Here is a 23806-nt window from a genome sequence, read left to right on the forward strand (position 1 = left end):
CGGTATGCTGTCTGAACAATAAGTAAGTAACGGAGATTATAAAGATTCCGTTTGTTTTTAGATAGTGGATAAGTTTGGCGGATACCGAAGGCTGGGAGGGAAAAATGCCGTCTGAAGTCATTTCAGACGGCATAAGAGATTTAACGGCATTTTGAATAGGCTAGTTTGACAGCTTCCGTCAGGCTTTTTTCGTTTACTTCCCCGGTAATGGTCTGCTTGTATCCGCATTTCGGGGCTTCGACGACGGTAAAGGGCAATACACCGATATTGTTTCCGTGGGATTTCATAAAGTTTCGGCTGCTTGCTCCGGTATAGCGCCAAATCGGGTAGCTGACCGGGGTCTGCTTGAGGAAGTTGCCGATATTGTCGGATGTATCGAGCGCGATACCGACCATATCGACGCTGCCTTTTTTCTGGGCTTTGTACCATTTGGACATAACCGGCATCTCTTTGCGGCACGGGCCGCACCAGGTTGCCCAAAGATTGACTATGCGGACAGGGGCTTTGAGTGATTGCAGGGTTTGTGCGGCATTGTCTTTCCAGTCGGCAAGCTCGTCTGCCGATGCAGTATGGGAAACCAGTACGCCGGCAAGTGCGATTGCGGCAAGCGGTAAGTGTTTCATTTTTTGTCCTCCGTATATGGATTGGGGTATTGTAAACCGTTTGGTGCGGCTGTCTATGGTTTGAAGGAGGATATTGAGTAAAATTCTACAGAAGCCGATAATGAGGCTGTTGCCGACAAATAAGGAAATACCATGTCTGAAATTAAAATTTTCCACAATCCACGTTGCAGTAAGTCACGAGCCGCCTTATCCCTTTTGGAGGAACGCGGGATATCGGCCGATGTGGTCGGGTATTTGGATAACCCGCCTGATTTGCCTGCATTACGGGATATTTTTAACAAATTGGGTTTGGATTCGGTTCGGGGCATGATGCGCGTCAAGGATGATTTGTATCGGGATTTGGGTTTGGATAATCCGGATTTGGATAACGATGCGCTGCTGCAGGCGATTGTCGAACACCCCGCTTTACTGGAACGCCCGATTGTTTTGGCGAACGGTAAGGCTGCCATCGGAAGGCCTTTGGAAAATATTGAAGCAATATTGTGAAAAAACGGCTGTTTCGCAGCCGTGAAGGGTTGCGCTATTACCTGCTTGGCGGTTTTTGCTTTTGGTTTTTTTTGTTTGCCTCGTTGTTTGCCTCATCCGTTTGGACGGTGTATCGGCTGAATGAAGGGGTTTTACCCGCAGGTACCCGTGCGGATGCCGCATTGGTTTTGGGAGCTGCTGCATGGGACAAACGCCCGTCCCCTGTTTTTCGGGAACGCATCAACCATGCCATCGCGCTTTATCAGGGGCACAGGGTCGGTAAAATTATTTTTACCGGCGGCAGAAGTAAAAAGGGTTACATGACGGAGGCCGAAGTCGGGCGGCGGTATGCGCTCAAGCAAGGTGTTCCGGCGCACAATATCTTATTTGAAAACACGTCGCGCAATACCTATGAAAATCTGAACAACATCCGTCCGATTTTACAGGCCAACGGTATTTCCAGCGTAGTAATCGTCAGCGATCCCTATCACTTGGCCCGTGCTGCGGAAATGGCCGGGGATTTAGGGGTTCGGGTTTATGTTTCCGCTACTCCGACGACACGTTTTGATACCGCGAGCGGAAAGAAAAATTTTATCCTTCATGAAGGATATGCCCTCACCCTTTACCGTTTGGAAAAATGGGGGAGGCGTTTTTTCAATTGGATGTTTGGTTGAAAACAACGGAATGCCGTCTGAAACTTATCCGCAAGTAAGCTTCAGACGGCATTTTTAATGCTTAAGCACGGTAAAAACAGTAAAATAAGCCGTTTTAAAGATTCTGGAGCCATCATGACCGTCAAAACCCGTTTCGCCCCCAGCCCAACCGGCTACCTGCACATCGGCGGCGTGCGCACCGCCTTGTTTTCATGGGCGTTTGCCCGCCATCACAAAGGCGAGTTCCTATTGCGTATCGAAGACACAGACTTGGCGCGTTCCACCGCCGAATCCGTCAACATCATCCTCGACGGCATGAAATGGGTCGGTCTCGATTACGATAACGCCGACAACGTCGTGTACCAAACCCGCCGTTTCGACCGCTATAAAGAAGTCATCGCCGAACTCTTGGAAAAAGGTGCCGCCTACTACTGCTATTGCAGCAAAGAAGAGCTGGAAGCCATGCGCGAGAAAGCAGAAAAAGAAGGCACGGCGACGTACGACCGCCGCTGGCGTCCCGAAGAGGGCAAAACCCTGCCCGAAATACCTGTCGACGTACAACCCGTCGTCCGCTTCAAAACGCCTTTGGACGGCGTTACGAAATGGACAGACTTGGTCAAAGGCGAAATCTCCATTCCCAACGAAGCGCTCGACGACCTGATTATCGCCCGCGCCGACGGTACGCCGACCTACAACTTCTGCGTCGTGGTGGACGACTACGACATGGGCGTTACCCACGTTATCCGCGGCGACGACCATGTGAACAACACACCGAAACAAATCAACATCTTAAAAGCCATCGGCGCGAACCTGCCCGAATACGGACACCTGCCCATGATTCTCAACGAACAAGGCAAAAAAATCTCCAAACGCAGCGGCGATACCGTTGCCATCACCGATTTCGGCGCGATGGGCATCCTACCCGAAGCCATGCTCAACTATCTGGCGCGTTTGGGCTGGGCACACGGCGACGACGAGTTCTTCACGATGGAACAATTCATCGAATGGTTTGATTTGAAAGACGTTTCCCCGTCTCCAAGCCGCATGGACTTGAAGAAACTCTACTGGATCAACGGCGAACACATCAAAATCACCGCCAACGAAAAACTGGCCGAAATGGTGAAACCGCGCCTCTCCCTGCGCGATATCCATGAAACAAGCAAGCCTGCTTTGGAAGATGTGTTGGCATTGGTCAAAGACCGCGCCCAAGACCTGAACACCCTCGCCGACGAGTGCCTCTACTTCTACGTCAAACAAACGCCTGCCGAAGCAGACGTGCAGAAACACTGGGACGACGAAGCCGCCGCCCGTATGCTGCGCTTTGCCGAACGCCTTGAAGGGCTGGAAGACTGGAATGCTGAAGCCATCCACGACTTGTTCAAACCTTTCTGTGACGAAGAAGGTATTAAAATGGGCAAACTCGGCATGCCCCTGCGCCTCGCCGTCTGCGGCACGGCGAAAACCCCCAGTGTCGATGCCGTGTTGGCATTAATCGGCAAAGAAGAAGTGTTGAAACGTATCCGCGCTTAAGTTATCCACAGGTGTGGGTGATGCCGTCTGATGTCGGAATACGGTTTCAGACGGCATTTAAACGAAAGTTAAAAATGAAAAAAATATTTTATTTTCTGATGGTTGTTTTTTCTACCAGTGTATGGGCGGGGGATGCTGAAGACAATTTGCTCAGTATCCAATCCGGTTACCGCGCCTTATTGCAAAAACAAAACAATCTTGATGGAAAAATTATCGGGATGCAGTCAGATTTGGAAGATGCGCGCAGGCGGTTGCAGGCGGCACAGGCGGATATTACCCGTTTGGAAGCGGAAATTCCCAATGCGATGGCGATGAAAGCGCAGCAGGAGGAGGAATTAAGACAGGCGGGGCTGCGCTTGGACAATGCTTGGAATGCGGTTTATGGTGCAGGAGGGACGAAGGCGGCGGGAAATTAACCGATGCATTCTGATTTTGAGAAAAGAAAATATGGCGGCCTGAGCAAGAATGATGTTGTTTCCATTGTGCGTTTGGAGGTGCGGCATATTGACAATCTGGCTCAGGCTTTGTTTGAAGAGTGGCATGACTTTGCCCCTTGGTCTTCTGTGGATAAAATCCGCAGCTATTATCAAGAGTGCTTGAGGGACGATAATTTGCCACTGGCTTTTGCCGCTATCGGTCATTCTCATGTACTGCTGGGTTCGGCTGCGCTCAAACGACATGACATTGCTGCGTTCCCTCAATATGAATATTGGTTGGGCGATGTCTTTGTGCTTTCCGAGCATCGTGGAAAAGGCGTGGGCAGATACTTGGTTGCGCATTGCATAGAGGCGGCGCGCTCGTTGGGTATACGGCAGTTGTATCTTTACACGCCTGATGCGCAAGCCTTTTATCGGTCATTCGGCTGGATAGCCGTCGGACGGCATTTTTACAATGGGGAATGGGTAACGCTTATGATGTTGGATGTGGAGGAGATATAGGAAAAGTTGTCAAATGCCGTCTGAAAGGTTCAGACGGCATTTTTATGTGCTTTGAATCGGGTAAAAGGAGACAAGGCCTGTCAAAACAAATTTTAGGATGACTGTCGGGATAACTCCTTTAAACGGTACAGTTCGGACAGGGCTTCCAATGGGGTCAGGCTGTCGGGATTGAGGAGGTTTAGGGCTTTCGTCAAAACTCCTTCGGGGGCTGCGTCCTCATATTTTTCTGACGGTCGGTTGCTGTCTGATTCATCTTGTTCGGATGATATGAGGTTGAAAATATCGAGCTGCGGTTGTGCGTTGGCAGCTTGGGCTTCGAGCTCGTCCAGATGTTTTTGGGCGGCTTTGAGGGCGCGGTTGGGCAGGCCGGCGAGTTTGGCAACGGCGATACCGTAGCTTTTGCTGGCGGGGCCGGGTTCGATGTGGTGGAGGAAGACGATGTCTTGTCCTTGTTCGAGCGCGGAGAGGTGCATGTTGACCGCCGTCGCGTGTGCTTCGGGCAGTTTGGTCAGCTCGAAATAGTGGGTGGCGAAGAGGCTGAAGGATTTGTTTTTTTGCAGCAAATGTTCGGCGATGGCTTGGGCAAGGGCGAGTCCGTCAAAAGTCGAAGTGCCGCGTCCGACTTCGTCCATGAGAACGAGGGATTGGTCGGTGGCGTGATGCAGGATGTAGGCGGTTTCGCTCATTTCGACCATGAAGGTAGAGCGGTTGGAGGCTAAATCATCCGATGCGCCGATGCGGGTGAAGATTTGGTCAATGGGGCCGATTTGGGCAGAGTCGGCAGGCACGAAGCTGCCGGTGTGTGCCAATAAAACAATCAGCGCGACTTGGCGCATGTAGGTGGATTTTCCGCCCATATTGGGGCCGGTCAGGAGCATGAGGCGGTGTTTGTGGTCAAGGTTGGTGTGGTTGGCGGTGAAGTGGCGCACTTGTTGCTCGACGACGGGATGGCGGCCGTTTTCGATATGGATGATCGGATAGTCGGCGAACTCGGGACAGACGAAGTCGCGTTCGGCCGCAATCGCAGCAAACGTAGAAAGTACGTCGAGGGCGGAGGCGGCTTTGGCGGCTTTTTGAAGCTGCGGCAAGGCCGTCTGAACTTCTTTCAGTAGGGCTTCAAACAGGCGTTTTTCCAATGCCAATGCTTGCTCTTGCGCGGTCAGGACTTTGTCTTCGAAGGTTTTGAGTTCAGGAGTGATGAAGCGTTCGGCGTTTTTCAGGGTCTGGCGGCGTTGGTAGTTGGCAGGCGCTTGTTCGGCTTGGACTTTGGATAGCTCGATGTAGAAGCCGTGGACGCGGTTGAACTCGACTTTGAGGGTGGAGAGGCCGGTGCGTTCGCGTTCGCGCGCTTCGAGGTCGAGCAGGAATTCGTCGCCGTGGTTTTGGATGTGGCGCAACTCGTCGAGTTCTGCCGAATAGCCTTGGTTGATGACGCCGCCGTCTTTGAGCCAGACAGCGGGTTCGGGCATCACGGCGGCTTTGAGGGTTTCGGCGACGGGCAGGGTTTCGGGGAAAACGGCTTTGAGGGTTTCCAACAGGCTGCTGCCTGAAGCGGACAATTCGATTTCATTCAGGGCAAACAGGCTGTCGCGCAGGGCGGCGAGGTCGCGCGGGCGGGCGTTGCCAACGGCGATGCGGGCGGCGATGCGTTCGATGTCTGCGATGTTTTTCAGACGATCTTGCAGGGCTTCGTATTGCGAACCCAGCGCGGCAACGGCTTCTTGGCGGGCGCGGATGTGGGCGCGGCTGCGTAAGGGGTGGTGCAGCCAGAGTGCCAGAAGGCGGCTACCCATGTGGGTGGCGCAGCCGTCGAGTATGGAAAACAGGGTTGGCGATTTTTTGCCGGAGAGGGTTTGCGTGATTTCGAGATTGCGGCGCGTGGCGGCGTCCATGCCGATATATTGGCTGTCGGTTTCGAGCGAAATGCCGTCTAAGTGTTGCGGCATCAGGTTTTGCGTCAGGCGGATGTAGTTCAACAGCGCGCCCGCCACGCCGACGGCGGCTTCATGTTCCTTGCCATCCAAACCGAAGCCGTGTAGGTCTTGGCAGCCGAAGTATTCGGTCAACAATTTCGCACCCGCATCGGCGGCAAACTGCCATGAGTTCAGGCGCGTGATGTTGGCAGAGGCCGTCTGAAAACCATCAGGCAGGCTTTTGCCTTCGGGTAACAGGATTTCCGCCGCCTGCAAACGCGCCAGTTCGTCGGCGAGTTTGTCCGCCGTCGTCAGCTTGGTTTTGAATTCGCCGCTTTGCAAAGATGCCCACGCGATGGCAACGTGTTTTTTATCCGCATTCACCGCCGCGATGCGGTTGGTTTCCTTGTCTTCCAAAAACGCCGCGTCGGTCAGTGTGCCGGGCGTAACGATGCGCACGACTTTGCGTTCCACCGGCCCTTTGCCCGCACCGACTTCGCCCACCTGCTCGCACACTGCCACACTTTTGCCCATCTTCACCAGCCGCGCCAGATACTGCTCCGCCGCGTGAAACGGCACACCCGCCATCTTAATCGGCACGCCGTCCATCTGCCCGCGCGTGGTCAGAGTGATGTCCAACAGCTTCGCCGCTTCCACCGCGTCATCCAAAAACAGCTCGTAAAAGTCGCCCATACGGTAAAACACCAGCTTGTCGGCGTGCTGCGATTTGATGGCGAGATACTGCTGCATCATCGGGGAAACGGTGGGTTTGGACATAATGAGGCTTATAAATTTAGAAAACAGCATTATTGTAGCAAAAGGAGATGCTTCAGACGGCATGTGAATAACAGAAATTTTGTTGATAAATTTGTGGAAATAAAGAGGGAAATATTAAGGTTATCCACAAAAAAAGAAATTATATAAAATTTATCCACTTATATTCTATTGGGACGATAGGTGTTAAGCCCAATATTATTTTTTTAGAAGATTATGAAAAATTTGAAGATTTATGACTTATACCCGCTTCTGACAGCAATCATCAAAATCATCATTAAAAAATTTAAATTTGTTTTAGAAGTTTATTTAAACAAAGAATCAGTAAATTTGAATAAAACTAATTAGAAATGCGAAACTCAATATGCAAATATCGCAATACCTTAATTATTAACTGCTGTTTTAGTTGTGTTTTCATCAACATTTACATTGATTGAAAAGTTGAAATTGCTCAAAAACTGCAATGAAATGTCTTGTATCTGGAAAATCGTCCTTGTTTTTGAATATTTATCCTGAATTAGGATTGGAAAAACAGTCTATAGGTAAAGAAAACATGCAGTCTAAAATTTTCAGACTGCATGTTTTTTAATAGAATCAAATAATAAAATAATTAAATTTAAACAACGCTTATCTCAATAACCGTCGCGCGGTTTCCCTCTATCTGAAACCTGACTTCATAATTCTCAATATTCATGACGTAAATCCGTTCGGGAATATTCTGATAGGCGGGGCGCGGGTCTTGAGCAATGCTTTGGCTGATGAGGTTTTGGGTGCTTTCAGATAAATTTTCCGTGCCGATGTTTTCCAACCATACAACTTCAAGCTCTTCGGGTTTGCCGCTGACGAAGCCGGATGATGCATCGGGTTTGGATTCGACAAAGGGGATGTAGGGCTTGATGTCGATAATCGGCGTGCCGTCGAGTAGGTCTGCGCCGCTGCAATGGAGGCGGACGGGTTTGCCGGTTTCGATGCGTTCGAGCTTTAAGAGTGACAGTCCGAGGTGATTGGGACGGTGGGGGCTGCGCGTGGCGAATATACCCATTTTTTGTTTGCCGCCGAGCCTTGGCGGGCGCACCATTTGTGCCCAGCCTTCATCCAAAACTCCATGAAAAATAAAACTTATCCACACATAATCGAAGTGTTCCAATCCGCGTACGCTGTCTGCAGTAAATTCGGGATTCAGCTCGATGCAGACTTCTGCGGCAGGAACTAAACCGGGCTGACGGGCGACGCCGAATTTCTGTTTGTAGGGCGAGCGGGCGGCGGCAATGGGGGTGATGGTGTAAGTCATGGGGATTGTGGATAAGTTTTTCGGAAAAACGCTATCTTATCACAGTCGGTTTTACCGCTTTGGGGCAGTAATTTGTTATAATACAGGGCATTTTAATTGTGTTGAAATGATGAGATGATTGTTTCCATTGATGTTGATGCACAAAAAACTTTTACGCCTTTATGTTCTAAAGAGCTGCCTGTGAACGAGGGGCATTTGATTGTAGAAGAGTTGAATGCCCAAGCCGCTTTGGCGGATTTGCGTGTGATGACGAAAGATGCGCATCATGCAGCGGCGAAATGGCTTGTGGATAACCCTGTTGATATGTTGAAGCCGACAGGTTTGCCTGATGCGGATTTGACTTGGGTGGCTCATGCAATGGTCGGTACGCGCGGCTATGAATTGTTGGACGGGCTGCCTTCTGCCAAAGAATACGATTATTGCGTTTGGAAAGGTGTTGATCCTGAATTGCATCCTTACGGCGCGTGTTTTCACGATATTGAGGAAAAACTCAGCACAGGGTTGATTGAATGGCTGCGTTGTCAAAATACGGATACAGTCATTGTCGGCGGGTTGGCTACTGATTATTGTGTTAAAACAACGGTTTTGCAGTTACTCAAAGGCGGCAATTGGCAGGTTATCGTTAATGAAGCGGCTTGTCGGGGCATTGCGCCGGATACCATCGAAACGGCATGGCAGGAAATACGTTCTGCCGGTGCAATCATCTTAAAAAACGCTGAAGAAATTAAAAAATACATTAATAATCAATAAGTTAAAATTGTTTCACGTGAAACACCCTTCCTAAATATGAAAATTTTGCTTGTTCGCTTGTCCAGTATGGGCGATTTAATTCACACTTTGCCCGCAATCGAAGATTTGGCACGACAATGTCCCGATGTAAAACTGCATTGGCTATGTGAGACTGGATTTGCAGATATTGCGCGCCTGCATCCGTTTGTGAAAAAAATCCATGTGATGAAATGGCGACAATGGCGCAAACATCTTTTTCAAGCAGAAACTTGGCGGGAAATCGGTCATCTGAAACAGACTTTGAGACAGGAAGCATTTGATTTTGTATTGGACAGTCAAGGTCTGATTAAAAGCGCGTGTTTCGCCAAAATGGCAAAATCCCCTATTTATGGTTTGGATAAAAACAGCGCGCGCGAGGGATTGGCTGCGCTGGCGTATGCGAAAACATACGCTGTACCTAAAGGTAAAAATGCCGTTTGGCGCAACCGCGAGCTGTTTGCCCAAGTATTTGAGTATGCGATGCCTGAAACGCAGGTATTTGGTTTAACCGTTCCTGAGGCAGGTCGTCTGAAAAATTTAGATCAGCCGTATTATGCGGCTTTGCACGCGACCAGCCGGGACAGTAAATTATGGCCTGTGGAAAACTGGCGAGCATTGCTGCAAAAATTAAATGATGAACAACAATGTAATATTTATCTGCCATGGGGAAATGAAGCTGAAAAAGCGCGTGCTGAACAGATTGCAGACGGATTGCCTTTTGCCATCGTGTGCGACAAAATGAATTTATTGCAGGCGGCGTATCTACTGAAACACGCGGTCGGAATTGTTGGTGTGGATACCGGTTTGCTGCATTTGGCAAATGCCTTGGAAAAACCTGTGGTCGGCATTTATACCGATACCGATCCTATTAAAACAGGCGTTCAGGTTTCGCTAATTGCCAAAAATTTGGGTAATATCGGGCAGATTCCGACCGCAGATTTGGTTTATCAAATGCTGATGGATTGTGTTGCAGCAGATAAAGGCTAAAGGGTTGTTTGAAACTGATATGGCGGCATGATATTTTCCAGTTTGTTAAGCATAAGAATGTATATCTATCAGTCTGAGTAAATGCTTTAAAAATGGTATAATAGGTAAGCATTATCTGAAAGATTTCTGAATGAATTCGTTTTTAAGAAAAACGGATTTGATTTTATAGAGAAGAAGGTTTGGTTTCGCTGGATGGTGAAGGCAACGTTCTTTTTAGGAGAATTCAATGAAAGCACTGGTCGCAGTAAAGCGCGTAGTGGACTACAACGTTAAAGTTCGTGTAAAAGCCGATGGTTCGGATGTAGATATCGGCAATGTCAAAATGTCGATGAACCCGTTTGACGAGATTGCCGTAGAAGAAGCTGTCCGTTTGAAAGAATCCGGAAAAGTAAGCGAAATCGTAGCGGTTTCTTTGGGCGAGAAGAAATGCGAAGAAACGTTGCGTACCGCTTTGGCGATGGGTGCCGACCGTGCCATTCATGTTGAAACCGATGCGAAATTGGAGCCGCTGGCAGTTGCCAAGCTGCTGAAAGCCGTTGCGGACAAAGAAAATCCGCAAATTTTCTTTTTGGGCAAACAAGCGATTGATGATGATGCCAACCAAGTGGCGCAAATGCTGGCAGCTTTGCTGAATGCGGCGCAAGGTACATTTGCTTCAAAAGTACAAATAGAAGGCGACGAAGTGCAGATTGTGCGCGAAATCGATGGCGGCGAAGAAACCATAGCATTGAAATTGCCTGCGGTTATTAGTGCAGATTTGCGTTTGAACGAGCCGCGCTTTGTCAAACTCCCCAATATTATGGCGGCAAAGAAAAAACCTTTGGAAAAACTGGCGCCTGCTGATTTGGTTGCTGATATTTCCCCTCGTCTGAAAACGGTGAAATTCGCAGAGCCTAAAGTGCGTCAGGCAGGCGTAAAAGTAGCAAGCGTTACTGAATTGGTTGAAAAATTGAAAAACGAAGCCAAAGTGATTTGAGGAGACTGAAATGAGCGTATTGATTATTGCTGAACACGACAACAAACAGTTGAATCCTGCCACTTTGCATGCTGTTACCGCTGCCGCCAAACTGGGTAAAGTCGATTTATTGGTTGCCGGAAACGGCGCATCTGCCGTAGTGGAATTCGCGAAGCAAGTAGCGGGGGTAGAAAAAGTTTTGGTTGCAGATGCTGCCCATTATGCCGAAGGTTTGGCTGAAGAACTGGCTCCGTTGGTTGTCAAATTGACAGCGGATTACCGCTATGTTGCAGCAACGGCAACCACATTCGGTAAAAACCTTTTGCCTCGCGTAGCGGCCTTATTAAACGTCCCGCAAATTTCTGATTTGACCGAGATTGTGGATAACACGACTTTTGTGCGCCCGATTTATGCGGGTAATGCATTTGAAACCGTGCAAGCCGATTCAGAAAAATTGGTGCTGACCTTCCGAGCAACGGCTTTTGATGCAGCTCCTGCACAAGGTGGTCATGCAGAGGCAGTTAATGTTGAAGTAATCCCTGCTCAAAACCTGAGCCGTTTTGTGAACTGCAAGCTTTCTCATTCCGATCGTCCTGAGTTGACTCAGGCAAAAGTGATTGTTTCCGGTGGTCGTGCGTTGGGTAGTGCTGAAAAATTCAATGAAGTGTTAACTCCTTTGGCGGATGTGTTGGGTGCAGCAATCGGTGCATCCCGTGCGGCAGTAGATGCTGAGTATGCGCCAAACGATGCTCAAGTTGGACAAACCGGTAAGGTGGTTGCGCCGCAGTTGTATTTTGCAATCGGTATTTCAGGCGCGATTCAACACGTTGCTGGTATGCAAGACAGTAAAGTGATTGTCGCAATTAACAAAGATGCCGATGCGCCGATTTTCAATGTGGCAGATTATGGATTGGTTGGCGATTTATTTGAAATTGTCCCGCAATTAACAGAAGCATTGAAAATTTGATGTTTCACGTGAAACGTTCAGACGACCTTGTTATTAATAAGGTCGTCTGAAAACATTTCAGCATGATTACGACTTATAACACCATTACTTCCCCGACACAGGCTGAGTTTAAAGATAAAGGCAGCCGTTTTATTGCATTTGCATATCCGATTCGGACATTGGCTGATGTGAAAAAATACCTTGATCCGTTAAAGGAAGAACATCATAAAGCACGACACTGGTGCTATGCCTATCGTTTGGGTGTGGATGGTATGCAATTTCGTGCCAATGATGATGGAGAGCCATCAGGAAGCGCGGGCCGGCCGATTTTGGGGCAGATTGATTCGGTGGGCGTAACCGATGTTTTGGTCGTGGTCGTCCGCTATTTCGGTGGTACTTTATTGGGCGTTCCTGGTCTGATTCACGCATACAAAGAGGCAACGGTTCAGGCGTTGGTGATTGCGGAAGTGGTTGAAAAGAATATTGAAAAAACCGTTTGGCTAAAATGTGAGTATCCGTTTTTGAACGAAGCAATACGCATCGCTAAACAATATCAGGCAGATATATTGGAGCAGGATTTACAGTTGGATTGCCGATTGACGGTAAGTTTGTCGTTGGCAAATTATGAGGCTTGTGTTGCGGCTTGGAAGAATACACGGCAGATTGAAGTAGATACGGAAAAGCCTTTTGAATGAAAAAGGTCGTCTGAAAATCCATATCTTAGGGTTTTTAGACGACATCTTTGCTTATTAATCTTCTTGCGTATATCTATCCAAGGCATCGACGCTGGAGCGTAAATATAGCCAAGCCAATTGATGGAATTCGCCAAGCGCGTTCCATAATGCATCTTCACTCATAATGCTGTATTCGCCTTCCATACGCAAATCCAGTTCTACTCCATCTTCAATGGCCTGATGGCACACCTGATACTCATGGGTATAGAAATTGTCCATATCGCGCATCAAAGCTACGGCATGTTTCCAACGCCGGATGTCTTCTTCTAATTGCGGTAGTAAATGACACCATTCGCGGTATTTTTTTTGGATTTCATCAATACGTTTTTGCATGGTTGTTTGTCCTTTTTAATTTGTGGATAAGTTGAATAGGTTATAGAGTGGAATGAAGCGGTTTTTTGTTTGATTTCACTAAAATTTCTTCAAATGGGACAAAAGTCCCCTTGTGTTGAGTTTTCGTTAAAAGTACATATTTGTCAAGGAGATGATATGAAACTGCTGGTTATCGGTAATGGTGGTCGCGAACACGCGTTGGCTTGGAAATTGGCACAGTCGCCCAAAGTGGAAACAGTATTTGTTGCGCCCGGTAATGCCGGTACGGCGATTGAACCTAAGCTCCAAAACGTTGCCTTGACTGCACATCAGGATTTGATCGAATTCTGTCATAAAGAAAATATTACTTTTACCGTCGTTGGCCCTGAAGCGCCTTTGGCGGCAGGTATTGTGGATGATTTTCGTGCCACAGGGCTGAAAATATTTGGTCCGACACAATATGCGGCGCAGTTGGAAAGTTCTAAAGATTTTGCCAAAGCATTTATGGCGAAATACAACATTCCGACCGCGCAATATCAAACCTTTGAAAATGCCGATGCTGCACACGATTACGTCAATCAGAAAGGTGCGCCCATCGTCATCAAAGCCGATGGTTTGGCGGCAGGTAAAGGCGTAATTGTGGCGATGACTTTGGATGAAGCGCATGCTGCGATTGACGATATGCTGCTGGGCAACAAAATGGGCAATGCCGGCGCGCGTGTTGTGATTGAAGATTTTCTGCAAGGCGAAGAAGCGAGCTTTATCGTCATGGTTGATGGTAATCATGTATTGCCTATGGCGACCAGCCAAGATCACAAGCGTCTTTTAGACGGCGACAAAGGCCCGAATACAGGCGGTATGGGTGCGTACAGTCCCGCGCCTGTAGTAACGCCAGCCGTGTACGAGCGCGCGATGAACGAGATTATTTTGCCGACTGTAGCGGGTATGAAAGCGGAAGGACATGAGTTTACCGGCTTCCTGTACGCAGGTTTGATGATTGATCAAAGCGGCGCACCCTATACGATTGAGTTTAACTGCCGTTTCGGCGATCCCGAAACTCAGCCGATTATGAGTCGTCTGAACAGCGACTTGGCGGATTTGGTTGAAGCAGCAATAGACGGCAAACTCGATAGCGTAACCGCGGAATGGAACCAGCAAACTGCCGTAGGTGTAGTGCTGGCGGCGCAAAACTATCCTGAAACGCCTAAAAAAGGCGATGTTATTTCCGGTATGGATGCTGCCAACCAAATCGGCAAAGTTTTCCACGCAGGTACAACGGCAAACGAGAAAGGCGACGTATTGACCAACGGCGGACGCGTATTGTGTGTTGTAGGATTGGGCGACGATGTGGCTCAAGCCAAAGCCAAGGCGTATAGCGCATTGGAAAAAATCAGCTTCGACGGCATGCAATACCGTAAAGATATTGCTGATAAAGCCATTAATCGTTAATTAGAAAGAGGATGATGCCGTCTGAAGCTAAGTATGAATTATATGCTTCAGACGGCATTTATATTATGTTATTTCCGAGAATTATCGCTGCATCAGCGCAACGTAAGTTAAGAGTTTATTTGAAAAAAGGCGGTTTGGTAGCTTATCCGACGGAATCATGTTATGGATTGGGGTGTCTTCCAACATTAGCTAATGCACTTAGCAAGTTAACACATTTGAAAAAAAGACCGCAACATAAGGGGATGATTGTCATCGGGAATCAATTTGAACAATTACGGCCTTTGCTTAAAATGCCATCTGAAAATTTACAGAATATACTTATAAAAGAATGGCCTGCTCCTAAGACTTTCCTATTGTTGGCTAAATCTGGCGTATTACCTAAGTTGCGTGGTAAGAGGCGCAATAAGTTGGCAGTCAGGGTTCCCGATCATGATGGAGCAAGACGTTTGTGTCAGGTATTGGGTATGCCTTTAGTTTCTACCTCATGCAATAGGGCGGGTAAACGTGCATGTAGGACAGAAAGGGAAGTTAAAAGACAATTTGGACGGAATGTATGGGTTATAGGTGGAAGGATAGGTAGGCAAAAATTACCGAGTCAGATTATTGATGGAGAAACAGGTAAGCGTTTGCGTTAGGAAACTTAATGGGGAAAGATAAAGGGCTATCCTAGGTATCTAGGACAGCCCTTCATTTTTTATAAACCAGTTAATTATTTATAGTTAAGGTTATTGAATTAAACTGTGATATCTATATGGAAAAGCGTTAGTCAAATAGGAATAAAAATGCAAAATGTTATATAAAAGCTACAGTTGGATAGTGGATGGATGTTAAATGTTTTATATTAAAGCAGTAAGTTTATTAATCCGAAATGCTGTGGATAAGTTTGAATATAACTTATCCGAATAGTTTCTAGTATTCGGTGAGTATTGATATTACGGCGTTTTAGAAAGTATTTAAATTTAAATACCTGTGGATAAATTTGTGGATAAATATCAATCATAGTTTTCTTTTGCATACGATTTCATATTGTTTTTCAGTTAATGTTCCAGATAAGATACTCATTGGGCGAAGCGAAGAGGCTGTATAGGATTGTCTGGAAATTTCTACGTTTTTTGTATCAAACAACTGTAGTGAACTTAAGCGGTATGTTTTATTGTTGCAGTGGATTTCCCATTCGGCAATGGCTGTCTTATATGCGGGAGTGTTGGCGAAACGTTCTTGTTTTAGATCGATAACAACTTTTTTATCTTGAAAAATTATAATATTTCCGTTCTTTTTGAAATTGTCTTTATTGATATATACATGAATATTGCCGTTTGAGATAGTGCCGATATTTTCCCATTGAGAAGAACTGTTTAATGTACTGCAGGAGATCAGTAAAATGGGAAGTAAAATAAGGGGTAAGGTAGAACGCATTAGAATTTCCTTGATGTTTGTAAATTTGTTATTTAGAAATATGGGGTTAAGCGAGGGGGATAATATTATCTATTAAATGAGATAAACACATGGCAACACTCATGTAACTTTGCATGTTTGGAGTATTTGTATTTCTTATTATAGAAAATATGCTGCTTTTGAAGTGTATATTATGGATGAACTGTCTACAACAGTAAATTAGTTTGATTTATTTCCAGCTATGCCGTCTGAAGGTTGATATTTCAGACGGCATTTATTTTGAAGTTCGGGTTGTTTTTGCTAGTGATATTTTGATGGTTTGAAGCTGTCTTTTATATTCCCGGCAATGCGGGCAGAATAGCAGATGTATGTATATTGAAATCTTCTCGCTTGGGGTGGTTTCCCGTTCCTGATGTTTGGAAAGAAGTAGGGTAATATCGCGGCATTTTTTCATAACGTTTACTTCGGGTTTTCTTGGTTGAACCATTTAATTTGCAAGCATTGGCGCAATGATTCTCGGGCGCGGTGCATAATGGTGTGGTAGTTGGCTGTACTGATACCGCACATTTGTTGTATTTCGTTGGATGAAAAACCGAGTATTTCTTTCAGGGTGAATACCCGTGCGGTGTTTTCAGGAAGGTTGTATAGGCAGCTTTGCAGAATTTTTTGAAATTCGTTGTTATTTAATGATTTTTCCGGATTGTTCCAATGTTGAGGCTGCCCTTCCGGTGTCCAATGCCCGTTTGGGAAAAAATGGCTTTCAAATGTTTCATCCAGCAGTTCGTCATCCAGTGCGGTAAAGACTTTCCTTTGCCTCCCGATTTGACGTAATGCGTCAATAATTTTGTTTTTCAATATGGCAAAAAGCCAGCTGTTGACAAGCGCCCTGCCTTGAAAACTGTCGCCTGCGCTGTATGCAGACAGTAATGTTTCCTGCACTAAATCTTCAGCCAAATCAGGATAGTCAGGCAATTGGAGCCGCGTAAAATGCAGAAGCAGTTTGCGCGACTCCATTAATTCGGCATCGGTCAGGTCGGGTAGCGGCATAGTATCGGGAACAGGGTAGTTTTATGCGGATATGTGCTTTTGAAATGCAGAGCTGTTTTCTATATTTTGGGATGCAGCGGGTAAAGCAGGGATTATAATTCTTTGATCAATCCAGTTTAACCATTTGTCTATCAACATTTTTTTCCAATTATCGGCTTCAGGCATAAATTCGATAAGAGTATGGGTTAGCATATCAAGTGAAATTGTAGATGAGTTCATCATTTCCAGCAGCATAGCTTCGAAATCATCCAGTGTTTGGTACATTACATTATCTTCACTGTCTCTCCAGATTAATAAGACCCAATCTATTTCCTGCAGGCTATCAATAACATCATAGCGATATCGCCGTATAAAAGCCGTAGGGGATAGAGTGTATTTAATGTCATTTGAATAGCGAATATTTGGAATATCTGAAATTTGAGCAACTTCTGCAAGCAATTGTGTATATTCAAAATCCATCAGTGCCAAAATGCCGTCTGAAAGCGGCAGGCTTTGGCAATATCGGAGGAACTCACCGGGGATTTCTTGAAAATAGGGTGTTTGGGCGCGCGCGTCGCGAATGAAACCTTCTTTCAGACGTCCCCATTCTTCGCTGTCAAAGTATTGCAGTGTTTCGGTATAACAGCGGTCGATAAAGCTGTGAATGTTGTTTCGTATCAGTCGGATATAGACGTTCAAGCGGTCTTGTGGCAATCCGTCGGCGGCTTCGCCTTCGCGTATGGCTTGGGCAAAGCGTTGTTGGTATTGGGCGGAGGTTTCAGGCTGCACGGCGGTATTCCTTTCCGGCACGCATTTGATAGTCGGCGATTTTGGCGACTTCGGCTTCGAGTTCGGCAAAAGGCGGGAAGTTGAAATCGCGTTCCAACAGAGTGGGCGGTATGGTCGGCAGCTTGATGTAGGCAAGTTCGAGCAAGTCCCAAACGGTTGGCAAAACTGCTGCGCCGTGGGTATCAATCAACAATTCGGGCGTTTCAACATCGTGTCCGGCAATATGGATATAGCACACGCGCTCTGCGTCCACATTTTCTAAAAAGGCTTCAGGCGACAACAGGCCGTGATTGACGGCGTTGACGTAAATATTGTTCACGTCCAAATGAATGCCGCAGTCGGCTTCACGGGCAACGGCGTTGAGGAATTCAACCTCGTTCATCTCGGCAAGCGGAGAATGCAGGTAGTAGGACGTGTTTTCCACACCAATACGGCAGCCCAACCGATCCTGTACTTCGCGGATACGGCGTGCCGTGTGTTTCACCATCTCATCAGTGAAAGGCAGCGGTAACAAATCGTAAAGGTGACCGCCGTCGTGGCAGTAACTCAAATGGTCGGAGAAAAACGTGCAGTCATAACGGCGCATCATTTCTTTGATGCCGTCTATCAAATCGGTATCTAGCGGGGCTTGTCCGCCCAACGACATGGATAATCCGTGCAACGCCAGCGGCAGCCGTTCCGCCACGCGGTCAAACTGTTTGCGCGCCCTGCCGCCCATTTTCAGCCAGTTTTCGGGGGCGGCTTCGATAAAGTGTATCGGGCTGTCGTCTGAAAGTGAAAGAAAGTCTTCCGCCAAGTCGCGGCGGTATCCTAAGCCTGCATGTTGAATCATGATTTCATCCGGAGGCAGTATAAAGAAATTTGATGATGATGAAAAAAGCAATGTTTTAAAATGCTGTCGATTTGGTAACCTAAACTTAATAAATCAGCTGTAATTATTTTAAATTACAAAACAATTACTTTGCATCATAATGCAAAATCAACAGAATATTAAAAAATAGCCTGTAACAACCTTTATTTGTTGTTAAAAAGCCGCATTTATCGTTAAAATGCGGCTTTTCAGAATACGGTGTTATTTAGAACCGCATTTACCTTCGCCGCATTTACCTTCTGCTGCTTTGGTAGCTTTTGCTTGCTTGGCAGACGCTTTTTTTGCACTTGCCCCGCATTTGCCTTCAGTAGCTTTTGCAGATCCGCAAGTACCTTCTGCTGCTTTAGCAGCAGGTTTTTCTGCTGTAGCAGGTTTGTCGGCGGCAACTGCCCCGGATGCTAAAGACAGGGATAATGCGCCGGCCAGGGCTGCTGCTACGGTTTTTTTCATGGTAATTCCTTTCTAAATAAAAAATAGGCAGTTAAGTTGGAAGTTTTTAAAGTCGCCTTCCTCGACCGAATCAATTGTTTTTCAGACGGCATTTGGCGTGAAAACGGTGTTTGATCAGTTGGTCAAGCGACCAAGTACCCGCTCCTTGAAGCAGTAGGGGAATCAAAACCACGATATAGATTAAAGCCATTTTATAGCCGTTGTCGCAGACATTGTAGCCCAAACCGGCATGAACTGCAGCCCATGCGACAGCAGTAACTATTATCAGTCCTAATGCTGAAAGGCGTGTTGCCAGTCCTAAGAGTAATAAGACAGGTAACAAGAGCTCTGCATACATGGCGAGATTCCAGTTTAAGCTGTCAGGAAAGATGTTAAATGGGAAAGGGAATTGGCTGTTAATTTCTGAAAACCAGTTTTCCCCGTTCCATTTTTGCAAACCTGATTCTAAAAATTCATATGCGGCAAACAAACGTAAAATCAGCATGGACAATGCCGTCTGCCAGATTGTTCCGTTTTTCATAAAATTTCCTGTTTCTATTGATATGTTATTAGACGATACTTATATGTAAAACTTACACTGAATCATTAAAATTTTAGTAACATATTGAATATATATAATAAATATTCTACTAATAGAGTAAAGGGAATGAGGTTGATGTTTAGGGAATGGGGCCGTTATGAGATAATTCCTAATATTGGAAAATGTGTAGAATGCAGTGACTGTATCAGGTAAAGGAATAATAAATATGTTAAATTTTTCAAAAATAAAACAGTTTTGGGCTGTGCCGGCAATTTTGCTGTTTACTGCATGCGGTACGACAGGGAGCCAAACTGCACGCAAACCCGTACAAACCTCTAAACCTACTGCAGTGGTCGGTTTGGCTCTCGGTGGTGGGGCATCCAAAGGATTTGCCCATATAGGGATTATTAAGGTTTTGAAAGAAAATGGTATTCCTGTTAAGGTTGTAACCGGTACATCGGCAGGTTCGATAGTCGGCAGTCTTTATGCATCAGGAATGTCTCCAGACCGCCTTGAATTGGAAGCCGAGATTTTAGGTAAAACGGATTTAGTCGATTTAACCTTGTCCACCAGTGGTTTTATCAAAGGTGAAAAACTGCAGGCTTATATCAACCAAAAGGTCGGCGGATTGCAAATCCAGCAGTTTCCCATTAAATTTGCCGCCGTTGCCACTGATTTTGAAACCGGCAAAGCCGTCGCTTTCAATCAGGGGAATGTCGGACAGGCGGTTCGTGCTTCCGCAGCAATTCCCAATGTGTTCCAGCCAGTCATCATCGGCAGGCACAAATATGTTGACGGCGGTCTGTCTCAGCCAGTACCTGTCAGTTCGGCCAGGCGGCAGGGGGCGAATTTTGTCATTGCCGTCGATATTTCCGCACGTCCGAGCAAAAATGTCAATCAAGGGTTCTTCTCTTATCTCGATCAGACACTGAACGTAATGAGCGTTTCCGCACTGCAAAACGAATTGGGGCAGGCAAATGTCGTCATCAAACCGCAGGTGTTGGATTTGGGGTCTGTTGGCGGATTCGATCAGAAAAAACGCGCCATCCGGTTGGGTGAAGAGGCCGCACGTGCCGCATTGCCTGAAATTAAACGTAAACTGGCGGCATACCGTTATTGACAGTCATGCCGTCTGAACGTGTTTCCAGAAGGCTTTATCCATAGAAAAAAATACCCGAATCCCGTACAATACGCCCCTAAAATTTTGAAAGAACAAAAGAATCATGGAAGCCGAAGTAATCAACCAGCTCAACAATACCTTGAACGATTTGGAAAAGCGCAGCGAAGACATCCGCGTTTATATGGATTATCAGGGTAAGAAAGACCGATTGGAAGAAGTCATCGGCCTTTCTGAAGACCCTGAGCTGTGGAACGACCCGAAACGCGCCCAAGAAATCGGCAAAGAGCGCAAAATCCTCGAAGGCATCGTGTTGACGCTCGATAACATCGCGTCGGGCATCGAAGACAACCGCATGCTGATTGAAATGACCGTCGAAGAAAACGACGAAGAAGGTTTCGCCGCCGTGCAGGAAGACGTGTCGGAACTGGAAAAACAGATGGCGGATTTGGAGTTCAAACGGATGTTCAACCAGCCCGCCGACCCGAACAACTGCTTTATCGACATCACCGCAGGCGCGGGCGGTACGGAAGCGGAAGACTGGGCGGGTATGCTGTTCCGCATGTACAGCCGCTACGCCGAGCGCAAAGGCTTCAAAATCGAAATCCTCGAAGAAGACGACGGCGAAATCGCGGGCATCAACCGCGCGACTATCCGAGTGGAAGGCGAATACGCCTACGGTTTGCTGCGTACCGAAACTGGCGTTCACCGCTTGGTGCGTTACTCGCCGTTTGACTCGAACAACAAACGCCATACTTCGTTTGCTTCCGTGTTTGCCTATCCCGAAGTCGATGATTCCATCGAAATCGAAATCAACCCCGCCGATTTGCGTATCGACACCTACCGCGCATCGGGTGCGGGCGGCCAGCACATCAATAAAACCGACTCCGCCGTGCGCATCACCCACGAGCCGACGGGGATTGTGGTGCAGTGTCAAAACGACCGTTCGCAACACGCCAACAAAGCCGCCGCGATGGAAATGTTGAAATCCAAACTGTACGAATTGGAAATGCGCAAACGCAACGAAGAGAAACAGGCATTGGAAGAAGGTAAATCCGATGTAGGTTGGGGCAGCCAAATCCGCTCATACGTTTTGGATTCCTCACGCATTAAAGACTTGCGCACAGGCTACGAAGTCGGCAACACCAAAGCCGTATTGGACGGCGACTTGGACGGCTTTATCGAAGCCAGCCTGAAACAAGGCGTGTAGTTTAGACTGTATGCCGTCTGAAACCTGTACCGTTTCAGACGGCATTTTTGCGTTTCGTGTTATAATCCGCGCCGCACACGGGATGGGCAGACAGTCGCCGCGTATCGCGTAAGGCATACGGGGAGGAAAGTCCGGGCTCCGCAGGGTAGAATGCCGGTTAACGGCCGGGCGCGGTAACGCGACGGAAAGTGGAACAGAAAGCAAAACCGCCGATGGCTGCTTTGGCAGCACAGGTAAGGGTGAAAAGGTGCGGTAAGGGCGCACCGCGCATTTGGTAACAATATGCGGCAGGCCAAACCCCATTCGGAGCAAGACCAAACAGAACGCAATGACGCTGCCCGCCGAGCGTTCGGGTAGGTTGCTTGAGCATACCGGCAACGGTATGCCTAGAGGAATGACTGTCCGAGACAGAACCCGGCTTACCGCCTGTCCGGTGTGCATCCGACATAAAAGTGCCGTCTGATACAACGAATGTTTCAGACGGCATTTTATTTCGGTATATCGGAAAGGAAATAGGCATCCTAAATAATGTCGGGTTGCAATACGAATGGTATTGGGGATTATATGAAGAATGCCGTCTGAAGGTTTTCAGACGGCATTTTTGTGGCAAAAACAGGCTTCAGTCTATACCTTTCAGCATTTTATTTAAAACAGGGATAAGCAGCAGGAGTAATGTGCCTGTTGCTGCACCGATGTAGAAGAGCAGTTGGTAAAATCCGATGTCGTTACCGGCATGATAACCTTTTTCAAACAATACTCCTCCCAAAGTAAAACCTAATGAAAAAGCAAGAAAGTTGAGGGCGACCATTTGTGTTTTGAATAAAGGAGGGGCAATTTTGGTGGAAATGGATAGCGCAATCGGGGAAATCATCAATTCGCCTATCGTGATGGCAAGGATAATCAGTGAGAAAACCATAATAGGCATCGGGGTGCCTGATGAGATAAAGGGAATGAAACAGAGAAAGGATGCGCCGGTTACAAATACCGCCATAGCAAATTTAAGGGGGGTTTTAGGCTGTTTACGCCCCATTTTGGTCCAAATAGCCGCCATTACGCCGGAAAAGAGGATAACCCACATGCTTTGTATGGAGTCTTTCCATGAGACCGGTATGGTAAATGATCCTATGGTGCGGTTAACGGTTTCGTCAAAATAGACTGTGGCGACCGTATAGACTTGAAACCAGACCGCCCAAAACATACAGATGGTCAGGAAAAGGGGCATATAGGCGATGATGTGCCGTTTGTTGTCGGAACTAACGTGGGGATTGGTTAGCAACCGGGTAAAATAGACGATTACGGCAAGGATGATGGTAGACAGTAGGACGGTGGAGAAATTGTCGACGTTGATAAGCCCGGTTTTGATAGCGGTTGCAAGTGCGGCAATAAAGGCAATGCCGATGGCGGCCGCAGTTTTGCCTTGTCCTTTTGAAAGCGGATGGGGAACTGTGGGATGTGGGAGGTTTTTACGGCCCAAGGAATAACGCCACAAGCCGAATGCCATACCGACCGCTGCTGCGCCAAATCCATAATGGAAACCGATGTTTTCTTGAAGCAGTCCGGTCAATAAGGGGCCTAAGAAGCCGCCGATGTTGATGGCAATGTAGAAGATGGAGAAACCTGCATCGCGTAGCGGGCGCATTTCGTCTTGTTCGTATAATGCGCCCACCATTGAACTGGCCGTAGATTTCACGCCGCCGCTGCCCAATGCGATGAATATCAGCCCGATTAAAAGGCCGTACAGGCCCGGTGCTGCGGCAAGGACGATGTGTCCGAGCATCACGACGATGCCCGAGAGGAAGAGGGTTTTTTCCGCACCCCATACTCGGTCGGCAAACCACGCGCCCAAAATGGTGGACAGGTACACGCTGCCGCTGTATGCGCCGACAATACCGCCTGCAAGGGTTTTGTCTATCCCCAAACCTCCTTTGTCGGCAGTGTAGTAGAGGTAAATCAGCAGGATGCCCTGCATTCCGTAGAAGGAAAAACGTTCCCACAATTCAATATGGAAGAGGGTGGAAAGCTGGAAGGGATGCCCAAAGAATTTTTTTTCTTCGGAGCAGGAGGAGTGTTGGGACATGTGGATTCTCCTA

Annotated in this window: 26 protein-coding genes and 1 other RNA gene; 15 read left to right on the plus strand and 12 right to left on the minus strand. The window is 47.2% G+C overall.

The window, feature by feature from the left end:
• Positions 1 to 140: 140 nt before the first annotated feature.
• Entirely contained in the window at positions 141 to 623 is a 483-nt protein-coding gene (locus BBW69_RS08950) for a TlpA disulfide reductase family protein (RefSeq protein WP_107860335.1), read from the minus strand.
• A 132-nt stretch (positions 624 to 755) separates the two neighbouring features.
• Here BBW69_RS08950 and arsC point away from each other — a divergent pair, with 132 nt between their 5' ends.
• The 5 genes from arsC (at position 756) to BBW69_RS08975 (ending at position 4209) form a co-directional block, all read left to right on the plus strand.
• Positions 756 to 1109, plus strand: a complete 354-nt coding sequence (arsC, locus tag BBW69_RS08955; protein ID WP_107860336.1) for an arsenate reductase (glutaredoxin) — start codon at positions 756 to 758, stop codon at positions 1107 to 1109.
• A complete protein-coding gene (locus tag BBW69_RS08960) occupies positions 1106 to 1762 on the plus strand; it encodes a YdcF family protein (protein WP_188211075.1) in 657 nt (218 codons plus the stop codon). Before arsC ends, BBW69_RS08960 begins: the two co-directional genes overlap by 4 nt.
• A 114-nt stretch (positions 1763 to 1876) precedes the next feature.
• Complete coding sequence (gene gltX, locus BBW69_RS08965; RefSeq protein ID WP_188211076.1) at positions 1877 to 3271, plus strand: glutamate--tRNA ligase; 1395 nt, start codon at positions 1877 to 1879, stop codon at positions 3269 to 3271.
• A 20-nt stretch (positions 3272 to 3291) separates the two neighbouring features.
• On the plus strand, positions 3292 to 3687 hold the full coding sequence (locus tag BBW69_RS08970) for a hypothetical protein (protein ID WP_188211077.1): 396 nt from the start codon (positions 3292 to 3294) through the stop codon (positions 3685 to 3687).
• A 3-nt stretch (positions 3688 to 3690) separates the two neighbouring features.
• Positions 3691 to 4209 carry a GNAT family N-acetyltransferase gene (locus tag BBW69_RS08975; RefSeq protein ID WP_188211078.1) on the plus strand — a complete coding sequence of 173 codons (519 nt, stop codon included), beginning with the start codon at positions 3691 to 3693 and terminating at the stop codon, positions 4207 to 4209.
• A gap of 92 nt (positions 4210 to 4301) precedes the next feature.
• Here the strand turns inward: BBW69_RS08975 and mutS are convergent, their stop codons facing one another.
• Positions 4302 to 6899, minus strand: coding sequence for a DNA mismatch repair protein MutS (mutS, locus tag BBW69_RS08980; RefSeq protein ID WP_188211079.1), 2598 nt, complete (start codon positions 6897 to 6899; stop codon positions 4302 to 4304).
• 613 nt (positions 6900 to 7512) lie between these two features.
• Complete coding sequence (tsaA, locus tag BBW69_RS08985) at positions 7513 to 8187, minus strand: tRNA (N6-threonylcarbamoyladenosine(37)-N6)-methyltransferase TrmO (protein WP_188211080.1); 675 nt, start codon at positions 8185 to 8187, stop codon at positions 7513 to 7515.
• A 114-nt stretch (positions 8188 to 8301) separates the two neighbouring features.
• On the opposite strand from tsaA, the gene BBW69_RS08990 reads away from it, so the two are divergent.
• From BBW69_RS08990 to BBW69_RS09010, 5 genes are all read left to right on the plus strand, one after another.
• Entirely contained in the window at positions 8302 to 8937 is a 636-nt protein-coding gene (locus tag BBW69_RS08990; protein ID WP_188211081.1) for a nicotinamidase, read from the plus strand.
• Positions 8938 to 8973: 36 nt separating this feature from the next.
• A complete protein-coding gene (gene waaC / locus BBW69_RS08995) occupies positions 8974 to 9942 on the plus strand; it encodes a lipopolysaccharide heptosyltransferase I (protein WP_188211082.1) in 969 nt (322 codons plus the stop codon).
• A gap of 226 nt (positions 9943 to 10168) precedes the next feature.
• Entirely contained in the window at positions 10169 to 10918 is a 750-nt protein-coding gene (locus BBW69_RS09000) for an electron transfer flavoprotein subunit beta/FixA family protein (RefSeq protein WP_188211083.1), read from the plus strand.
• Between the two features lie 10 nt (positions 10919 to 10928).
• Positions 10929 to 11864, plus strand: coding sequence for an electron transfer flavoprotein subunit alpha/FixB family protein (locus tag BBW69_RS09005; protein ID WP_188211084.1), 936 nt, complete (start codon positions 10929 to 10931; stop codon positions 11862 to 11864).
• A gap of 62 nt (positions 11865 to 11926) precedes the next feature.
• The gene (locus BBW69_RS09010; RefSeq protein WP_188211085.1) at positions 11927 to 12538 is read left to right on the plus strand and encodes a YigZ family protein; all 612 of its coding nucleotides are present in this window, start codon (positions 11927 to 11929) and stop codon (positions 12536 to 12538) included.
• A gap of 54 nt (positions 12539 to 12592) precedes the next feature.
• On the opposite strand, the gene BBW69_RS09015 is transcribed toward BBW69_RS09010, so the two are convergent.
• A complete protein-coding gene (locus BBW69_RS09015; protein WP_107860347.1) occupies positions 12593 to 12910 on the minus strand; it encodes a DUF4298 domain-containing protein in 318 nt (105 codons plus the stop codon).
• A 156-nt stretch (positions 12911 to 13066) separates the two neighbouring features.
• Between BBW69_RS09015 and purD the strand changes: the two genes are divergently transcribed.
• Together purD and BBW69_RS09025 are read left to right on the plus strand one after the other, a co-directional pair.
• Positions 13067 to 14338 (plus strand): phosphoribosylamine--glycine ligase, encoded by a 1272-nt coding sequence (gene purD / locus BBW69_RS09020; protein ID WP_107860348.1) that lies wholly within the window; start codon positions 13067 to 13069, stop codon positions 14336 to 14338.
• Between the two features lie 65 nt (positions 14339 to 14403).
• Positions 14404 to 14973: an L-threonylcarbamoyladenylate synthase gene (locus tag BBW69_RS09025; RefSeq protein WP_107860349.1), complete on the plus strand. Its 570-nt coding sequence runs from the start codon at positions 14404 to 14406 to the stop codon at positions 14971 to 14973.
• A gap of 361 nt (positions 14974 to 15334) precedes the next feature.
• Here the strand turns inward: BBW69_RS09025 and BBW69_RS09030 are convergent, their stop codons facing one another.
• From BBW69_RS09030 to BBW69_RS09060, 7 genes are all read right to left on the minus strand, one after another.
• On the minus strand, positions 15335 to 15754 hold the full coding sequence (locus tag BBW69_RS09030) for a surface-adhesin E family protein (protein ID WP_107860350.1): 420 nt from the start codon (positions 15752 to 15754) through the stop codon (positions 15335 to 15337).
• Between the two features lie 253 nt (positions 15755 to 16007).
• Positions 16008 to 16187: a zf-HC2 domain-containing protein gene (locus BBW69_RS09035; RefSeq protein WP_107860351.1), complete on the minus strand. Its 180-nt coding sequence runs from the start codon at positions 16185 to 16187 to the stop codon at positions 16008 to 16010.
• Positions 16188 to 16192: 5 nt separating this feature from the next.
• Positions 16193 to 16780 carry a sigma-70 family RNA polymerase sigma factor gene (locus tag BBW69_RS09040; protein WP_107960990.1) on the minus strand — a complete coding sequence of 196 codons (588 nt, stop codon included), beginning with the start codon at positions 16778 to 16780 and terminating at the stop codon, positions 16193 to 16195.
• 21 nt (positions 16781 to 16801) lie between these two features.
• On the minus strand, positions 16802 to 17548 hold the full coding sequence (locus BBW69_RS09045) for a DUF2063 domain-containing protein (RefSeq protein ID WP_188211086.1): 747 nt from the start codon (positions 17546 to 17548) through the stop codon (positions 16802 to 16804).
• Complete coding sequence (locus tag BBW69_RS09050) at positions 17538 to 18380, minus strand: DUF692 domain-containing protein (RefSeq protein ID WP_188211087.1); 843 nt, start codon at positions 18378 to 18380, stop codon at positions 17538 to 17540. The genes BBW69_RS09045 and BBW69_RS09050 overlap by 11 nt, the downstream gene beginning before the upstream one ends.
• Positions 18381 to 18620: 240 nt before the next feature.
• Positions 18621 to 18869, minus strand: a complete 249-nt coding sequence (locus BBW69_RS09055) for a hypothetical protein (RefSeq protein WP_188211088.1) — start codon at positions 18867 to 18869, stop codon at positions 18621 to 18623.
• 70 nt (positions 18870 to 18939) lie between these two features.
• Positions 18940 to 19389, minus strand: a complete 450-nt coding sequence (locus tag BBW69_RS09060; RefSeq protein ID WP_188211089.1) for a DoxX family protein — start codon at positions 19387 to 19389, stop codon at positions 18940 to 18942.
• 226 nt (positions 19390 to 19615) lie between these two features.
• Between BBW69_RS09060 and BBW69_RS09065 the strand changes: the two genes are divergently transcribed.
• From BBW69_RS09065 to rnpB, 3 genes are all read left to right on the plus strand, one after another.
• Positions 19616 to 20509: a patatin-like phospholipase family protein gene (locus BBW69_RS09065; RefSeq protein ID WP_188211090.1), complete on the plus strand. Its 894-nt coding sequence runs from the start codon at positions 19616 to 19618 to the stop codon at positions 20507 to 20509.
• A 103-nt stretch (positions 20510 to 20612) separates the two neighbouring features.
• A complete protein-coding gene (gene prfB / locus BBW69_RS09070) occupies positions 20613 to 21716 on the plus strand; it encodes a peptide chain release factor 2 (protein ID WP_188211091.1) in 1104 nt (367 codons plus the stop codon).
• Between the two features lie 78 nt (positions 21717 to 21794).
• Positions 21795 to 22154, plus strand: an RNA gene (gene rnpB, locus BBW69_RS09075) — RNase P RNA component class A.
• Positions 22155 to 22335: 181 nt separating this feature from the next.
• Here the strand turns inward: rnpB and BBW69_RS09080 are convergent.
• Positions 22336 to 23793, minus strand: a complete 1458-nt coding sequence (locus BBW69_RS09080) for an oligopeptide:H+ symporter (protein ID WP_107860359.1) — start codon at positions 23791 to 23793, stop codon at positions 22336 to 22338.
• Positions 23794 to 23806: the final 13 nt, after the last annotated feature.

It is taken from the genome of Neisseria sp. RH3002v2f (assembly GCF_014596375.1).
GTDB lineage: Bacteria > Pseudomonadota > Gammaproteobacteria > Burkholderiales > Neisseriaceae > Neisseria > Neisseria cinerea.

Coding starts and splice junctions, on each gene's coding strand:
- BBW69_RS08950 (WP_107860335.1), bottom strand. CDS start 623: ATGAAACACTTACCGCTTGCCGCAATCGCACTTGCCGGCGTACTGGTT.
- arsC (WP_107860336.1), top strand. CDS start 756: ATGTCTGAAATTAAAATTTTCCACAATCCACGTTGCAGTAAGTCACGA.
- gltX (WP_188211076.1), top strand. CDS start 1,877: ATGACCGTCAAAACCCGTTTCGCCCCCAGCCCAACCGGCTACCTGCAC.
- BBW69_RS08970 (WP_188211077.1), top strand. CDS start 3,292: ATGCCGTCTGATGTCGGAATACGGTTTCAGACGGCATTTAAACGAAAG.
- BBW69_RS08975 (WP_188211078.1), top strand. CDS start 3,691: ATGCATTCTGATTTTGAGAAAAGAAAATATGGCGGCCTGAGCAAGAAT.
- mutS (WP_188211079.1), bottom strand. CDS start 6,899: ATGTCCAAACCCACCGTTTCCCCGATGATGCAGCAGTATCTCGCCATC.
- tsaA (WP_188211080.1), bottom strand. CDS start 8,187: ATGACTTACACCATCACCCCCATTGCCGCCGCCCGCTCGCCCTACAAA.
- BBW69_RS08990 (WP_188211081.1), top strand. CDS start 8,302: ATGATTGTTTCCATTGATGTTGATGCACAAAAAACTTTTACGCCTTTA.
- waaC (WP_188211082.1), top strand. CDS start 8,974: ATGAAAATTTTGCTTGTTCGCTTGTCCAGTATGGGCGATTTAATTCAC.
- BBW69_RS09000 (WP_188211083.1), top strand. CDS start 10,169: ATGAAAGCACTGGTCGCAGTAAAGCGCGTAGTGGACTACAACGTTAAA.
- BBW69_RS09005 (WP_188211084.1), top strand. CDS start 10,929: ATGAGCGTATTGATTATTGCTGAACACGACAACAAACAGTTGAATCCT.
- BBW69_RS09010 (WP_188211085.1), top strand. CDS start 11,927: ATGATTACGACTTATAACACCATTACTTCCCCGACACAGGCTGAGTTT.
- BBW69_RS09015 (WP_107860347.1), bottom strand. CDS start 12,910: ATGCAAAAACGTATTGATGAAATCCAAAAAAAATACCGCGAATGGTGT.
- purD (WP_107860348.1), top strand. CDS start 13,067: ATGAAACTGCTGGTTATCGGTAATGGTGGTCGCGAACACGCGTTGGCT.
- BBW69_RS09025 (WP_107860349.1), top strand. CDS start 14,404: ATGTTATTTCCGAGAATTATCGCTGCATCAGCGCAACGTAAGTTAAGA.
- BBW69_RS09030 (WP_107860350.1), bottom strand. CDS start 15,754: ATGCGTTCTACCTTACCCCTTATTTTACTTCCCATTTTACTGATCTCC.
- BBW69_RS09035 (WP_107860351.1), bottom strand. CDS start 16,187: ATGAAAAAATGCCGCGATATTACCCTACTTCTTTCCAAACATCAGGAA.
- BBW69_RS09040 (WP_107960990.1), bottom strand. CDS start 16,780: ATGCCGCTACCCGACCTGACCGATGCCGAATTAATGGAGTCGCGCAAA.
- BBW69_RS09050 (WP_188211087.1), bottom strand. CDS start 18,380: ATGATTCAACATGCAGGCTTAGGATACCGCCGCGACTTGGCGGAAGAC.
- BBW69_RS09055 (WP_188211088.1), bottom strand. CDS start 18,869: ATGAAAAAAACCGTAGCAGCAGCCCTGGCCGGCGCATTATCCCTGTCT.
- BBW69_RS09060 (WP_188211089.1), bottom strand. CDS start 19,389: ATGAAAAACGGAACAATCTGGCAGACGGCATTGTCCATGCTGATTTTA.
- BBW69_RS09065 (WP_188211090.1), top strand. CDS start 19,616: ATGTTAAATTTTTCAAAAATAAAACAGTTTTGGGCTGTGCCGGCAATT.
- prfB (WP_188211091.1), top strand. CDS start 20,613: ATGGAAGCCGAAGTAATCAACCAGCTCAACAATACCTTGAACGATTTG.
- BBW69_RS09080 (WP_107860359.1), bottom strand. CDS start 23,793: ATGTCCCAACACTCCTCCTGCTCCGAAGAAAAAAAATTCTTTGGGCAT.